Origin of the sequence: Duganella sacchari, from assembly GCF_900143065.1 — a bacterium.
In the GTDB taxonomy this organism is placed as follows: Bacteria; Pseudomonadota; Gammaproteobacteria; order Burkholderiales; family Burkholderiaceae_D; genus Rugamonas; species Rugamonas sacchari.
In genome coordinates, this window is the sequence record NZ_FRCX01000005.1 from 350,224 (window position 1) to 364,163 (window position 13,940).

At 61.4% G+C, this 13,940-nt stretch carries 10 protein-coding genes; 6 read left to right on the forward strand and 4 right to left on the reverse strand.

Annotation, left to right across the window (positions count from 1 at the left end; genetic code table 11):
* The first annotated feature begins 6 nt into the window (after positions 1-6).
* The 6 genes from BUA36_RS13130 (at position 7) to BUA36_RS30735 (ending at position 6,224) form a co-directional block, all read left to right on the forward strand.
* Positions 7-1,239: a Fic family protein gene (locus tag BUA36_RS13130; RefSeq protein ID WP_072785152.1), complete on the forward strand. Its 1,233-nt coding sequence runs from the start codon at positions 7-9 to the stop codon at positions 1,237-1,239.
* Positions 1,240-1,264: 25 nt separating this feature from the next.
* Positions 1,265-1,969 carry a hypothetical protein gene (locus BUA36_RS30730; protein WP_167544290.1) on the forward strand — a complete coding sequence of 235 codons (705 nt, stop codon included), beginning with the start codon at positions 1,265-1,267 and terminating at the stop codon, positions 1,967-1,969.
* Positions 1,970-2,034: 65 nt separating this feature from the next.
* A complete protein-coding gene (locus BUA36_RS13140; protein ID WP_072785155.1) occupies positions 2,035-2,505 on the forward strand; it encodes a hypothetical protein in 471 nt (156 codons plus the stop codon).
* A 5-nt stretch (positions 2,506-2,510) separates the two neighbouring features.
* Complete coding sequence (locus tag BUA36_RS13145; RefSeq protein ID WP_208861890.1) at positions 2,511-4,622, forward strand: peptidase domain-containing ABC transporter; 2,112 nt, start codon at positions 2,511-2,513, stop codon at positions 4,620-4,622.
* 90 nt (positions 4,623-4,712) lie between these two features.
* Positions 4,713-5,402, forward strand: coding sequence for a hypothetical protein (locus BUA36_RS13150; protein ID WP_072785157.1), 690 nt, complete (start codon positions 4,713-4,715; stop codon positions 5,400-5,402).
* Between the two features lie 132 nt (positions 5,403-5,534).
* Positions 5,535-6,224, forward strand: a complete 690-nt coding sequence (locus BUA36_RS30735) for a hypothetical protein (protein WP_072785158.1) — start codon at positions 5,535-5,537, stop codon at positions 6,222-6,224.
* 60 nt (positions 6,225-6,284) lie between these two features.
* On the opposite strand, the gene BUA36_RS13160 is transcribed toward BUA36_RS30735, so the two are convergent.
* The 4 genes from BUA36_RS13160 to BUA36_RS13175 all read right to left on the reverse strand — a co-directional run bounded on the left by BUA36_RS13160 (position 6,285) and on the right by BUA36_RS13175 (position 13,834).
* Complete coding sequence (locus BUA36_RS13160) at positions 6,285-7,328, reverse strand: S1/P1 nuclease (RefSeq protein WP_072785159.1); 1,044 nt, start codon at positions 7,326-7,328, stop codon at positions 6,285-6,287.
* The gene (locus BUA36_RS13165; RefSeq protein ID WP_072785160.1) at positions 7,325-8,548 is read right to left on the reverse strand and encodes a phospholipase D-like domain-containing protein; all 1,224 of its coding nucleotides are present in this window, start codon (positions 8,546-8,548) and stop codon (positions 7,325-7,327) included. Before BUA36_RS13165 ends, BUA36_RS13160 begins: the two co-directional genes overlap by 4 nt.
* A gap of 2 nt (positions 8,549-8,550) precedes the next feature.
* On the reverse strand, positions 8,551-10,248 hold the full coding sequence (locus BUA36_RS13170) for a bifunctional metallophosphatase/5'-nucleotidase (RefSeq protein WP_072785161.1): 1,698 nt from the start codon (positions 10,246-10,248) through the stop codon (positions 8,551-8,553).
* Between the two features lie 148 nt (positions 10,249-10,396).
* On the reverse strand, positions 10,397-13,834 hold the full coding sequence (locus tag BUA36_RS13175) for a TonB-dependent receptor (protein ID WP_072785162.1): 3,438 nt from the start codon (positions 13,832-13,834) through the stop codon (positions 10,397-10,399).
* Positions 13,835-13,940: the final 106 nt, after the last annotated feature.

The window sequence follows — 13,940 nt, forward strand, 5'->3', positions numbered from 1 at the left end:
GACGGCATGGAACAGACTACCTACCATATGTTCCAGCCGCTGGATTGGAACCGTTTGTCGAAGCCTGCGCAGCAGGCATGGCAGCAGGCCGACCGGCAGCTACGCAAGGCCATGGCATGTGCGCAGCCCACATACGAGCTGCTGGCCACACTGGACAGCACGCCGCACACCGAGGTCGATATCCGCGACAGCATCAGCACGGCGCTGGCGCAGCGTTCCCCCTACAGCTATTCCGTGACGCAGGAGAAAACCTGCCTGGCCCAGGTGATGCGCCGTCTGCCGCCGCGGCAAGCCAGCATTTACGAGATCGCCAGCGGCGTGCGCGCACTGCTGTTCGGGCAACGCGAACCGCTGCGGACCTTCAACGTGTCGATCATCTACCTGCCATGGCTGCATATCGCGCCGCCGCAGCCTGATAATCCGGTGTTCCGCCGCTGGTGCGATATCGACCAGGGGCCGCCGCTGTTTGCGGCGCTCAATCTGTATGTGCTGATGCTGTCGGCACATCCGTTCTCAGACGGGAATGGCCGCACCGCCCGCATCCTGTTCAACCTTCTGCTCAGCTGGCGGCACGGCAGCGCCGATCATTACATTCCGCTGGCCGACATTTTCAAGCGCGATCCGGGCCGCTACGAAGAACTCATGGCACGCGCCGCCGCCGACGGCAGCCATCACCGGGTGCTGGCGCATTTGCGCCGCGCGCTGACTGCCTACGCCCAACAGATACAGCATATCGAGACGCCACGGGAAGACGACCTGGAACGGGCAGTCCGGTTGTCGCAAGCCCACGCGCAGGCGCAGGCCAGCCACCTTGGCCTGAACGAAACGCCGCCCTATCCGGTCGGCGTGGACGCGGTGCGCGCCGCTGCCCAAGGCGGCCGCGCGCGCCAGTCGCTGGTGCAGGCGCTGGATGCGGTGGCCGCAGAACTGCGTACCTATGGACGGATCAGCTATGTGCTGGTCCGGCTGGACGACCTACTGGCGGTGTCATGCGACACCCCGGTGCCAGTAGCCTACTTCATACATTTAGAGAGAAAGGAGGCGTTCACGCTGCACGTCCGCGAAATGCGGAGCCGCTACAAGGAGGTTATCCACCTCCAGTTTGCGGTATTTACCGGCGATGTCGTCATCGACGCGAAGGTGCTGATTGGCTTGGCCAGCTTATACAGCAAAGGGGCAGACAACCGCAGTACGCCTCCTGCCATCGTGCACGGTTTCGACGCCGGAGACACTAACTAGTTTATCCAACTACGAGGACATATCAATGCGTCAGATTCCAGATCACGTACTAGAAATGATTGCTGGCGGTGGTGCCAGCGATACTGGCTCCATCGCCACGCTGCCTACCGTTACCGTCACCGGCCCAGGCGGCGGTGGTGGCGGCGGCTGGGACCCAGGTCCATGGGACCCGTATCCATATCCAGGTCCGGGCGAAGGTGGTGGCGGCGGTGGCGGTGGCGACAATCCGGAGCCACCACCATGCCACCATTCCTCGCCAGCACCAGCGCAGGCCCCAAGCGGCGTCAATCTGGACAAGCTGCGCGACATGGTGGGCCAGCTGTCCAACCAGATCAAGGGCATGAGCGACTCTAACCGCATCGAGTACGGCGCCTTCATCTACCGCAGTAGCGACGGCGCCCTGCACACCACGGCGCTGGCGCGTGGCGATGAGGACAGCAGCCCAATCAGCTTCCAGCCTAGCGCGGGCGACAAGATTGTCGGCTGGCTGCACTCGCACCCGGTCGATCCGGTTATTGACGAGCGCTTCCCTTCGACGCCACGCAATTCCAGCAACGGCATCGGTGATACCGGCGCGGCACGCAATCTGCTGAACAACACCACGTCGGTGGACCCTGGCATGTTGATGTACATCCTGGATGCGAAATCCGGCCAGGCCTATGAGTACACCGCAGCCGGCGGCGACAACCGCTCGCTGGGCAACAACGTGACTGCCGATGCGACCTGCTAAGCGCTAGCAGCATCTGTCTTACATGGACGCGTGGGCCCGCGCGTCCCCAACCTCCAGGGATATCCATGAAACGCCTGCCATTCGCACCATCCGCATTGCTGCTCGTCACGCTCGCCGCCAGCGCCGCGCACGCCCAACAGCCGGTCGCCATCCCGATGGGCGGCCACGCGCCCGCCGCGACCAGCCGCACCGTGATCTATACCGCCGACTGCAAACAGATCCACTACCAGCTGCGCCTCGACAAGAGCCGGCGCACGCTGCAATTCCAGTACGAAGACCAGCACACCGTCCAGCAGGACTTGTCCGGCACGCCGTTCGGGCAAGCCTTGCTCAAGCAACCGCTGATCGGCAACTTTGGGTTCAGCTGCGCCGCCGCCGGACTGAATGTCTCCTTCATCGGCCTGCAGCTACAGCGCGGCAAGCAGCCGCAGCCCGTCAGCTACCGCCTCACCATCGGCAATGACGGCAGCATTTTGGAAGACAACGGTTTGACCACCGAAGACCTCGACTTCATCAACACTTACCTCGCCGGCTGATTATCGTGCGCCAGACAGAAACCTCTGAATGCGGTCTTGTATGCCTGGCCATCGCGGCCGACAAGCTGGGCGCCAAAACCGACATCTCGACCCTCCGTAGAAAATATCAGATCTCCAGCCGCGGCATGACGCTCAAGGAAGTACGCGATGTCGCTGCCGACATGGGCATGGTAGGGCGTGCCGTCAGCTGTGAAATCGGCGAACTGGCCGAATTGAAAACGCCAGCCATCCTGCACTGGGGCTTCCACCACTTCGTCGTGCTGGAGCGCGTCAAGCGCGGCAAGGTCGTGATTCAGGACCCGGCCAGCGGCAGGGTGACGCTGAGCATGAAGCAGGTCTCGGCCAAGTTTACCGGTGTGGCGATGGAGCTGTCCGCCACGGCGGATTTCGTCCGCCGCCAGGAAAAGAGTCCGCTCAGCCTGGGCTCCTGGTTCCGCGTGGTGCCCACCATGTACGCGCCGCTGGGACAAATCCTGCTGCTGTCGCTGCTGCTGCAGGCCTACATCGTGGCGTCGCCTTTTTACATGCAGCTGGCCATCGACCAGGCCGCGCTGAAAGGCGATCATGACGTGCTGGCCGTGCTGGCGATAGGCTTCGGCCTGTTTTGCGTGTTCAATGCGGGCGCCTCGCTGTTGCGCGGCATCGTCTCCGCCAAGCTGACGGCCATGCTGAACTGGGACATGACGATACGCTTGTTCCGCCACATGCTGCGCCTGCCATTGCCCTGGTACCAGCGCCGCAAGCTGGCCGACATCCTGTCCCGCTTTGACGCCATCGGCCCGGTGCGCGACCTGATGTCCGGCGCGCTGGTGTCAACCCTGGTGGACGGCGTATTGGCCATCGTCACGCTCATCATGATGCTGGTGGTTTCCGCCAAGCTGGCACTGATCGTGTGCGGCGGCCTGCTGCTGTACATCGTCATGCGCCTGGCGGCAATGCCGCTCAGCATCCGCTATGGCAGCGAGGCGATTAGCGCGCGTATCGCCGAAAACGGCAAACGCATCGAGAGCGTGCGCGCGATCCAGACCATCAAGGTCATGGGAGCGGAAAGCGCCAGGGAAAGCGACTGGGCCAACCGCTTTGCCGCCACCATCAAATGCGACCAGCGCTCGATCCTGTTCAACCTCTCGTTTACCACGGTGCAGACGCTGTTCGACGGCATCATCCGCGTGTTCCTGGTCTACCTGGGCGCTGGCGCCATCATTAGCGGCGACATGAGCGTGGGGGTGTTCTACGCCTTCCTCAGCTACCAGTCGCAGTTTTCAGACAAGGCCAGCGCCCTGTTCAACCAGCTGGTGTCCTGGCGCATGACCGATATCTATTCCTACCGCCTGGCCGACATCGTCATGTCCCCCAAGGAGGCCGGCATCGACAACGCCGGCGGTCCTGCCATGCAGATTGAAGGCGCGCTGGAATTCCGCCAACTGGCCTTCAGCTATTCACCGCTGGAAGCAGCAGTGTTCCACAACGTCTCGTTCAGCATCAAGCCAGGTGAATTTGTGGCCATCGCCGGTCCTTCCGGCGCCGGCAAATCGACACTGCTGAAAGTGATGTGCGGCCTGTATCCCGCGACACAGGGCGAAGTCCTGATCGATGGCCGCAGCCTGGCCTCGTGGGGGCCGCGTGCCGTGCGCCGTTCGCTGGGCGTGGTGATGCAGGACGACGAGCTGCTGTCAGGCTCCATCGCTGAAAACGTCGCATTCTTCGACGAGCATATCGACATGGCGCATGTGTGGTCCTGTCTGGAGCAGGCCTCGCTGACGGCAGATGTGATGGCCATGCCGATGCGCGAGGAAACGCTGATTGGCGACATGGGCTCGACCCTGTCCGGCGGCCAGAAACAGCGCCTGCTGCTGGCACGCGCGCTGTACCGCCGTCCCAGCATCCTGGTGCTGGACGAAGCCACCTCGCACCTGGACATGGCGCGCGAATTCGAGATCAACAAAGCGCTGCAGAAGCTGCCGCTGACCCGCATCATCGTCGCCCACCGCAAGGAAACCATCGCCGCCGCCGACCGCGTCATTTACCTGAACGGCGGCACCATCGTCTACGACAGCCAGCAGGAGCAGGCCGCTGCGGCTGCCCAGGTTCCGGCGCCAACCGAAAGCGCCGCTTGAAGAAAGGAGGACTCCACCCGGTACGGCTTACCCAGCACCTCATCACAGTTTAAAAAATTTATACGACACACATTAATTGAAGGATTATTCATGCGTCAAATTCCAGATCATGTGCTTGAGCTGATCGCCGGCGGCGGCTCAAGCGACACCAGCTCCATCCCGAGCGTCACGGTTCCCGGCTCTGGCGGCGGCGGTGGCGGCGGCTGGGACCCAGGCCCATGGGACCCGTATCCATACAATCCGGACCCCGGCGGTGGCGGTGGCGGTGGCGAACCTCCTGCACCTGCACCATGCCATCATTCGTCCCCGGCGCCGGCGCTGACGCCCGCCAATGTCAACCTGGATGCATTACGCGACAAAGTGGTCCAGCTGTCGAATGAAATGAAAGCCATGGGCATCAATGATGTCGAGCGTGGTGCGCTGATCGTGCGCAGCGCGGACGGCTCGCTGCACACCACGCCGATCACCTCCGGCGATGCCGATGGCCAGCTCAACTCCATCAGCTACCAGCCTGTGGCTGGCGAGAAGGTCGTGGGCTGGGTCCACTCGCATCCAGAGGTGGACGGCAGGGATGAACGCCTGCCATCCAACCCACACAATTCCAACAACGGCATCGGTGATACTGCCGCTGCCCGGGCTTTGCTGCAAAACCCCTCAGTTGACCCAGGCATGTTGATGTATATCGTCGACGCGAAATCCGGCCAGGCCTATGAATACACGGCGGCTGGTAGTGACAACCGGTCGCTCGGTAAAAACGTGACCAGCGATGCAAGCTGCTAATCCCTAGCAAAACTCTGCTATTCACTTTCAAAACGCGTGGGCCCGCGCGTTTCGAGTCGCAGAGCACTCCAGTTCCTCAACTCCATTATTGCGAGTAGCCGCAAGTGGTCTTTACTGAATGAAGGAATACTTATGCGTCAAATTCCAGATCAAGTTCTTGAATTAATTGCTGGTGGCGGTTCCAGCGACACCAGCTCGATCCCGAGCGTCACGGTTCCCGGCCCTGGCGGCGGCGGTGGCGGCGGTGGCGGCTGGGACCCGGTCCCATGGGATCCGTATCCATACAATCCTGGCGGCGGTGGGGGCGGTGGGGGCAATCCGACTGAACCGGACGGTAATTGCCTGCATACCTCGCCGGCACCTGCCAAGACGCCGGACGGTGTCAGTCTGAACGACCTGCGCACCGCAGTCCAGGTGGTATCCGACACCATGAAAATCATGGGCATCAACCAGTACGAGCGCGGCGCGCTGATTGTGCGCGGTTCCGATGGCACGCTGCGCTCGACGGAGATCGCCACTGGCGACGAAGACACCAACTCCATCAGCTTTACTTCGCGTCCTGGTGATTCAGTCGTGGCATGGATACACTCCCACCCACTGAGCGATATCGACCAGCGCTTCCCATCCACTCCGCAGAACTCCGCTAACCATCTTGGCGATACGGGAATGGCGCGCCAGTTGCTGGCCAATTCGCTCTTCAACCCAGGAATGCTGATGTACATCCTGGATGCGAAAACCCAGCAAGCTTACGAATACACCGCCAGCGGTGGCGATAAGCGCGCACTGGGTAACAACATCAGCAACGACGTGGTCTGCGGTTAAAGCCGTCACGCGCTGATAAAACGGTAGTGCTCCAGGCTGTGCACGGCCTGAAGCATGCCCTTACGGCCAGATGGCCCTCAGTACGGCGGCCAGATGGTAGCCGCCCTGTATCAGCTGCGCCTTGGCGGCGGCGGACGAAGGCACCGGATAATTGTCCGGAATCGACAGCGGCCAGACGTTATACAGTTCGCCGGTAGTCTTGCTGGTCTGCTGGGCCATGGCGCCCGGCAGCGTATCGGCGTAGGCCAGCTTGGCCACCACCAGCGTCTGATCCGCCCACTGGTATGGCCAGGTGACGGCGTCGCCGCTATTGGGCGCGACAACAGGATTGTCCGCGATGACCTTCTGCGCGAACTGCTCCGGCGTACGCACACCGAGACGGCGGAAGGCGTAGTTCACCACCGTCGTATCCCAGTAAGAGTGGAAGGCGCGCGTGGCTTGCGGCGTGGCCGGCGCCGGCTTGTCGTCCGGCGGCATCAGCCTGGTGCTGCTGGCCGTCAGGCGGATATCATCCAGCAGCAGATTGTTGCCGCCCTGCGTGGCAAAGACTTCCTTGTCGTCCAGCTGCTTTTGCGTCGGCACCACGAAACCGCCGTTCTTGCCTACATAGCCTTCGCCCACATGCAGCGGCTGCGCGATATCGCCGGTCAGGTGGGTCAGCATCAGCAGCGCCTGGCGTGGCGTGAAGTTGTGCGGATTGGTGGTGGCATTGACCTGCCCTTGCAGTACAGCGATGCACTGCTTCAGCGTCTGCACGATGTCATGATCGGCCGTGCCCACGCCATGGTCTTCGTAATGCGCCAACTGATACGGCACATCGGTGTAGTGATACTCGGCGTGTTTGGGATTGGCGCTGGTGTAGGCCACCATCTCGTCCGACTGCGGACCGCAGTAAGTACCCTTCACGCAGTCCGCCCAGGTAGCGATGCTGGACAGGCTTTCACCCGGCAGCAGCAAGGCCTGCACCTGCTTCTCGGCAGCGCTACCCTTGATGAGCTGATCGGCAATCGCGCCCACCGTGCGGTGGCCATCGTTGCCCCAGGCGTGGGCGTTGAACGATATGAAGGCGCTGCTCAGCGCCAGGATGCATGCAAGCTTGTTCATTCTGGGCTGCCTTTTGCCGGTTTCGGATATTGTTTGTTGATGTCGAGCGGCTGCGCATACGACGAGCTCCAGGTCTGCTCCTGCAAGGCCGCCAGACGCTGCGCCATTTTCTCGTTGCGCATCACCACTTCCAGATTGCGCGACAGGTCCATGTAGCCGCCGGACCAGTTGCTGGTGCCGACCCAGGCGATCTGGTTATCGATCACCATGGTCTTGCTGTGGATGACGCGCGCGAACGGAATGAAGCCGGTCGACGCCACCGGCAGCGTCACAATGCGGATCTCCACATTGGGCAGCACCGCCAGGCTTTTCAGATAGGCCTGCGCCGGTTTTTCCAGGTTCCAGTTGGAGACCATCAGCTTGATCTTGACGCCACGGTTGGCAGCGGCGCGCACCGCGTTGTCGATGACTGCGTAGTAAGGACGCGTGCCTTTCGGGCCATAGCTCAGCGGCGCATAGTCCAGCAGCTGGATGCGGACTTCTTCCTTGGCCTCCGCCAGCAGGGCCGGCAGGCCGGTCTCGGAATCGCCCACGCCGGCAGGGTTGTACTGGTTAGGGCTGGACAGCAGGAAGGCATTCTGGTGAATGTCTGCCGTGACGGTCTTCGCATTCAGCGCCGGCGCGGTCTGGCCCTGCGAGGTCAGCGCCTGCGCGCGCCAGTCCTGGTTGAAGATGGCCAGCACCTGCCCCACCACTTTCGGATCGGTGATGCGCAAGCCGGTTTCGTGGATATGTTCAAACGAGCGCCAGTCGAAGTTCTGGCTGCCGATATAGGCGGTCGCGCCATCCACCACCAGATACTTGGCGTGAATGATGCCATTGCCGGTCAGCTTGTTGAAGTCGAGGACGCGGAACTCCATATTCGGGATCGCCTTCAGGCGTTCAATGCTGGGCTGCTCCGACAGATTCACGCCTTTCTGGTCCAGCAGGAAGCGGATCTTCACACCGCGCTTGCCTGCGGCTTCCAGATGCTCCACCACTTTTTCAAACACGCTGCCAGGCTTGATGACGGCATAGAACTGGCCGATGACGATTTCGCTTTTGGCGTTGTCAAACAGTTCGGTCCACACTTGCGCGGCACTGCGCAGGTCATCGCTGTGCAGCGGGGTTTCTACCGGTGCAGTTTGCACCAGCTCATAGCCGGGAATGGCAAATTCGGCATAGGCCGGCGCTGCCAGCACGCTGGCCGCGACCAGCGTGGAAATCAAAATACGACGCATCTTTACTCCTTTTGTATGCTCTTGAAACGGACGGCTGGCGCGGTGGCGCCGGCAGGCTTGCCGTCCTGGTCGCGCCTGGCCAGATAGCCGGTCAGCGCATCGATATCGCGAATATTGGTCGGCGCGCGGCCGCTGCCCTTGGTGAAGGTCGGAAAGCCATCGCCGCCTTCGGCCAGGAAGTTATTGGTGATGACGCGGTAAGACGCATCCATCTCCAGCGGCACGCCATTCAGCTTGACGCTGCCCGGCACGATTTTGTGGCCCTCGGGCTGCGCCGCATCCCACTCGTACGAAAAGCCGTCCGACACTTGCAGGAAGCCGCGCGCGGTGGCGCGTCCTCCCATCCATTGCTCTTCCAGCAGCTGCACGACCTGCGCGCCGCGCAGATTCATGGCAATCAGGGTATTCCCAAACGGCAGCACGGCCAGGGCCTGGCCCAGCGTCACATGGTTGCCGCCCAGCGTCTCCAGGTCCTGGCGGATGCCGCCGGGATTTTGCAGCGCAATCTGGCCGCCGAAAGAACGCCCCGCGTACAGCATGGAGTCCGCGACCAAATCGCCCAATGCCGACTCGCGGTCATGGTGCTTCTCGCGCTTGATGCCGGAGACAGCCAGCCTGGCCACCGGTTTCGCCAGCGCGGCGTTGCTGCACTGGCGCGCCTTGTCGATATAGGCCGTCAGCACGGGATCGGCTGGCCAGGCGCCCGGCACCATCACCTCCTGACCCGCACTGACGCTGCGTACCGTGTTGGTATTGGTGTCCACCGTGAGCTTGATGCGGCCGAGCACATGGCCGCCCATGTCGGACTGCGTCACCATGCGGCCATCCACCTTGCACAGATAGCCTTGGTGCGAATGGCCGCTGACCACCACGCGAATCGCCGGATCCAGACGCTTGACCACGTCCACAATCGGCCCTTTGAGATTGGCGCAGTCCTGCTGGTCGAATTTATCGGTGGTGCGCCCGCCCTGATGGATCAGCACCACAAACACGCCGACGCCCTGCTGGCGCAATTCCGGCAACTGGCGGTTGATGGCGTCCGCTTCATCGATGAACTCCAGGCCGGCAATGCCCGACGCCAGCGACGATTCCGCCGTATCGCGCAGCACCGTGCCGATAAAGGCCACCTTGACGCCATGCGCGGTCTCGATTTTGTAGGCCGGCAGCACCGGCTTGCGCGTCACCATGTCGATCACGTTGGCGGCCAGGTACTGGAACTGCGCGCCCTTGTATGGGCCGTCAAACTGGCAGGCCTTGTCCGCGCGCGGCGACACGCAGCCGCCCTTCTGCTGGCGCAGCAGCTCGATGCGGCCCTGGTCGAATTCGTGATTGCCCACCGAGGTGGCGCGCAGGCCAAGCAGGTTGAGGGCGCCGATGGTCGGCTCATCCGCCCACATCGACGAGATCGCGGGACTGGCGCCAATCAGATCGCCGGCGCCGACCAGCAGCAGCTCCGGGTCCTGCTTGCGCCACGCTTGCAGCGCCGCGCCCAGCGTATCGATGCCGCCGGCCTGGATGTTGCGCTCACCGCCGCCGGCTGCGCTGTCCCAGCTGAATTTGCTGGCTTCCAGGTTGCCGTGTAAATCGTTCAGTGTCACCAGCTGCACTTCCGCCACACCGGGCGGCAAGGATGGGGCGCGCTGCAGCCATGCGCAGCCTGCCAGTGCTGTCACCGCCACCAGGCTCAGATATTTTTTCATTGCGAACTAACTGGGTTGGAATCGAATATTGTACAGCGCAACGCCGCCTTCAAAAATGCCAGGCAGACTACGTTACAAATAAAAAAAACGGCTGATGTTGCCATCAGCCGTTTTCTGTCATGTGTGGTTCAGACCAGTCTTGTCGAGATTAGAACTCGTACTTGACGGTAGCCTGGATCGCCCACTGCGATTCGCCTTTGACTTGACGTACGTCCAGGGCTTCAACGGTGTCACGTACTTTGTAGACGTAACGGCCAGCCGAATCCAGACCAACGTAGTCGACGAAGCTACGTGCTTGCGCACCAGCAGCCTGGAAGCCCACTTCGTTGATACGGCCCCAACGCTTGTTCAGCAGGTTGCCGAAGTTGAAGATGTCCAGCGAGAACGAACCTTTGTGACCTTTGAAGAAGCCTGGGAATTCCTGGGCAATACGCAGGTCGAAGGTGTTGGTCCATGGCGAGAAGTCGGTGTTACGGCCGACAACGCCGCCAGCAGCTTTTTTCAGCACTGGGTTGGCATTGACGATCGACCAGAACTTGTCTTCGTTAGCATGGTTGGTCGCGGTATCGCCAGAGAACACGACCTGGCCCGAACCTGGCGCCGAAGGGATGTACATCAGGTCATTACCGGACAGGCCGTCACCGTTCAAGTCATTGTTGATGGTCCAGCTGTATGGCTTACCGGTACGGCCTTCGTAGAACATGCCGAAGGTGGTTTTGTAGGTACCGAAGAAGCGTTTCTGGAAGTTGATCAGCGCGTTGACGCGGTCTTTCACCAGGTAGCCCGAGTTGGCGGCGACTTCTTCGTTCGGGTTGAGTACCGAGCGGCCCGAGAAGTTCGAGCTCGAAGTCGACGAGGTCAGTGGCGACACTTCGCGTGCTTCGGTGTACGAGTAAGCTACCGACCACTGGATGCCGTTGGTCATTGGACGGCTCAGGGAGGCGGTGATCACGTTGCTGCCGCCCTGATGGGTACCGGTGGCAACCAGCACGTTGTTGTAGGCTGGGTTGCTGCCTGCCTTGTTACGTGCCGGGGTGGTGCCGGTGGTGCCGCAGACGCCGCCGGTGGTCACGAACGAACCCGTCGACTGCCAGCAAGCGGTGTTGTAGCCGCCCGAGGTGTAGTACAGTTCGCGGCCATCGGTACCGATCTTGGTGGCTTTGCCCAGGTTCATATTCTGGTAGTAGATACCGTCTTTAACCTGGGTTTTCAGCACTTCCAGGCCCAGCACCATGCCATACCATGGCAGTTCGGTGTCAAACGCGATATTGCCTTTCCAGACCGAAGGCTGTTTCAGGCCAGGCGCCAGGGCGTCGACGTTGATCTGCGCCGAGCTGGTGCCGCCGCTCAGGACGGTAGGCTGCTTGGTGATGTCCGGGGTGAAGGTGCCACCAACCGAAGGGCAAGCCTTGGTCGACGAGTTGCAGCTGATGCTGGAAGTCGCCACGCCAGGGTTCGAGAACGGGTTGGACAGCCATACGGTCGCTGCCGCGCCCTGGAACAGGCCAACACCGCCACGTACCTGGGTTGGCAGTTCGCGGTCCAGTTTGTAGTTGAAGCCGGCGCGCGGCTGCCATACGTTCTGGCCATCGAAGGTCTGGGTGTTGTCGATGCCGAAGCCGCCGGTCTGACGGCCGTTGGCGTCGACCGGACCAACCGGTGCAGCCACCAGCACGTTACGCAGTGGACGGTCGCCCATGCGGGTCGCATCCAGACGCAGACCGTAGCTCACGGTCAGGTTGTTGTTGACGGTCCAGGTGTCCTGTACGAAGGCGCCCAGGTTCTTCATGCTGAAGTTCGATACTGCCTGGTCCAGCGAGTAGCCCGAATTCGGGGTCTGCACGGTGTACGACGATGGACGGCCGATGCGGAAGTTTTCCAGCACGGCAGCCTGCATGTCAGCGTTGCTCAGCTTGCTGCAATCAGCCAGGTTGCCGCCGCCCAGGAAGGCGTAGTTCCAGTTCTGGACGCACGAGAAGGTGTAGTTGCCCCAGATGTTTTGCAGGAAGGCGTTGTACACGTCGTTCTTGCTGTAGTCGCCGCCGAACTTGATTTCGTGGTCGCCGATGCTCCAGTTGGCGCCCAGGTAGGCGTCCTTGGTTTTGGTGCCCAGGATGTTGCGCTGACGGCTGTTGTCGGTACCGAACGACAGGGTACGCGAGGTGGTCGGCACGGAAGCCGGGGTGCCTGGCGCGTTGTTACCGGTGAACGACAGGTTGATCAGCGGCAGGGTCGAGTTCAGCGCAGGAACGCTGTCGTAGTCGCGCGAGGAGATTTTGAACTCGGTCGAGAAGTTCGGGCTCCAGTCAGCAGTCCACTGGCCAACCAGGGTCTCGATGGTTTTACCTTGCGAGAACCATTCCGAATTCAGCGACAGGCCGGTGGCGCTCATGCCGGTGAATTGTGGTTCTGCCTGTTTGGTCTTCGAGTAACGCACCATGGCGCGGTGGTTGTCGTTGATGTTCCAGTCCAGTTTCACCAGGCTGTCATCCACGGTCAGCTGCGAACCGGCGGTCAGGGTCGAGTCGCCGATGTTGACGCCGTAGGTGTTCTTGGCGATGTCTTGCGCCGCGCTGATGGCCGACGGGTTGATACCGACGTTGGTGTAACCGCTGCCGATCGGGCCGAAGGACGGCGCGTTACGGGTCGATTCCAGTTTTTCGTAGGCCGCGAAGATGAACAGCTTGTCCTTGATCAGCGGGCCGCCAACGGTCGCACCCTTGGTGGTTTCCTTGAACGGTGCTGGTGCGGTGTAGGTGTCGTTCGACGCGTTGTAGCGGTCGCCAGCCAGGCGGTCGTTACGGAACACGTAGTAGACATTACCCTTGACGGTGTTGGTACCCGACTTGGTCACGGCGTTGATGTTGCCGCCGGTGTAGCCCTTCTGGGTGACGTCGTAGTTGGCCACGTTGACCTGCACCGACTGGATCGCTTCGATCGAGATCGGCTGCTTGGCGGTCGGGCTGCCGTTCGATTCCAGACCGAAGGTGTCATTCACGGCCACGCCGTCAATAGTCAGCGAGTTGTAACGCGAGTTCTGGCCGGCTACGGACATTTCGCCGCGCTCTTTGTCGGTCTGCGAAACGCGTGGGTCCGAACGGGCATAGTCTTGCAGGTTACGGTTGATCGAACCCTGGATCGCCAGTTCGGTCGCGGTGATGCTGGTGCCGGCGCCCATGTTCGATTTCGAGAAGCGTTCCGAGCGGCTAGCAGAGCCTGCTACGGTCACGGTTTGCATGACGGGACCCAGGGTCGCGTCCACGGTGGCGGTTTCCGCCAGCTGGGTGAACACGTTCTCACGGGTTTCGGTCACGCCATCTTTGGTGATGGTGATAGTGAATGGACCACCGGTACGCAGACCACGTTGTACATAACGGCCTTCGGCGTCGGTAACAACAGTGCTGACCGTGCCAGATTCAACGTGGGTGATGGTGACAGTCGCGCCGGAGGCTGGTTTGCCATCGGTCACGGAAATGCGGCCACCAATCGCCGAGGTGGTGTTCTGTGCAAAGGCCGGTGCTGCCGCTAGCGCGATAGACAGGCTGAGCGCAATTTGCGTCAGCTTGAGCCGTTTATGATTGATCATTGTATAACCCCAAAAAAGACTAAATTAACTAATAGTTATATGAAACCCTTGCGGATAGCAGGTATTCCCTCTTACTTTTGCTGCAACTGGTCTGGCCGTTATATTT

What these genes read in the sequence shown, in the direction of transcription:
- BUA36_RS13130 (WP_072785152.1), top strand. Translation starts at nt 7, where the DNA reads ATGGAACAGACTACCTACCATATGTTCCAGCCGCTGGATTGGAACCGT.
- BUA36_RS30730 (WP_167544290.1), top strand. Translation starts at nt 1,265, where the DNA reads ATGCGTCAGATTCCAGATCACGTACTAGAAATGATTGCTGGCGGTGGT.
- BUA36_RS13140 (WP_072785155.1), top strand. Translation starts at nt 2,035, where the DNA reads ATGAAACGCCTGCCATTCGCACCATCCGCATTGCTGCTCGTCACGCTC.
- BUA36_RS13150 (WP_072785157.1), top strand. Translation starts at nt 4,713, where the DNA reads ATGCGTCAAATTCCAGATCATGTGCTTGAGCTGATCGCCGGCGGCGGC.
- BUA36_RS30735 (WP_072785158.1), top strand. Translation starts at nt 5,535, where the DNA reads ATGCGTCAAATTCCAGATCAAGTTCTTGAATTAATTGCTGGTGGCGGT.
- BUA36_RS13160 (WP_072785159.1), bottom strand. Translation starts at nt 7,328, where the DNA reads ATGAACAAGCTTGCATGCATCCTGGCGCTGAGCAGCGCCTTCATATCG.
- BUA36_RS13165 (WP_072785160.1), bottom strand. Translation starts at nt 8,548, where the DNA reads ATGCGTCGTATTTTGATTTCCACGCTGGTCGCGGCCAGCGTGCTGGCA.
- BUA36_RS13170 (WP_072785161.1), bottom strand. Translation starts at nt 10,248, where the DNA reads ATGAAAAAATATCTGAGCCTGGTGGCGGTGACAGCACTGGCAGGCTGC.
- BUA36_RS13175 (WP_072785162.1), bottom strand. Translation starts at nt 13,834, where the DNA reads ATGATCAATCATAAACGGCTCAAGCTGACGCAAATTGCGCTCAGCCTG.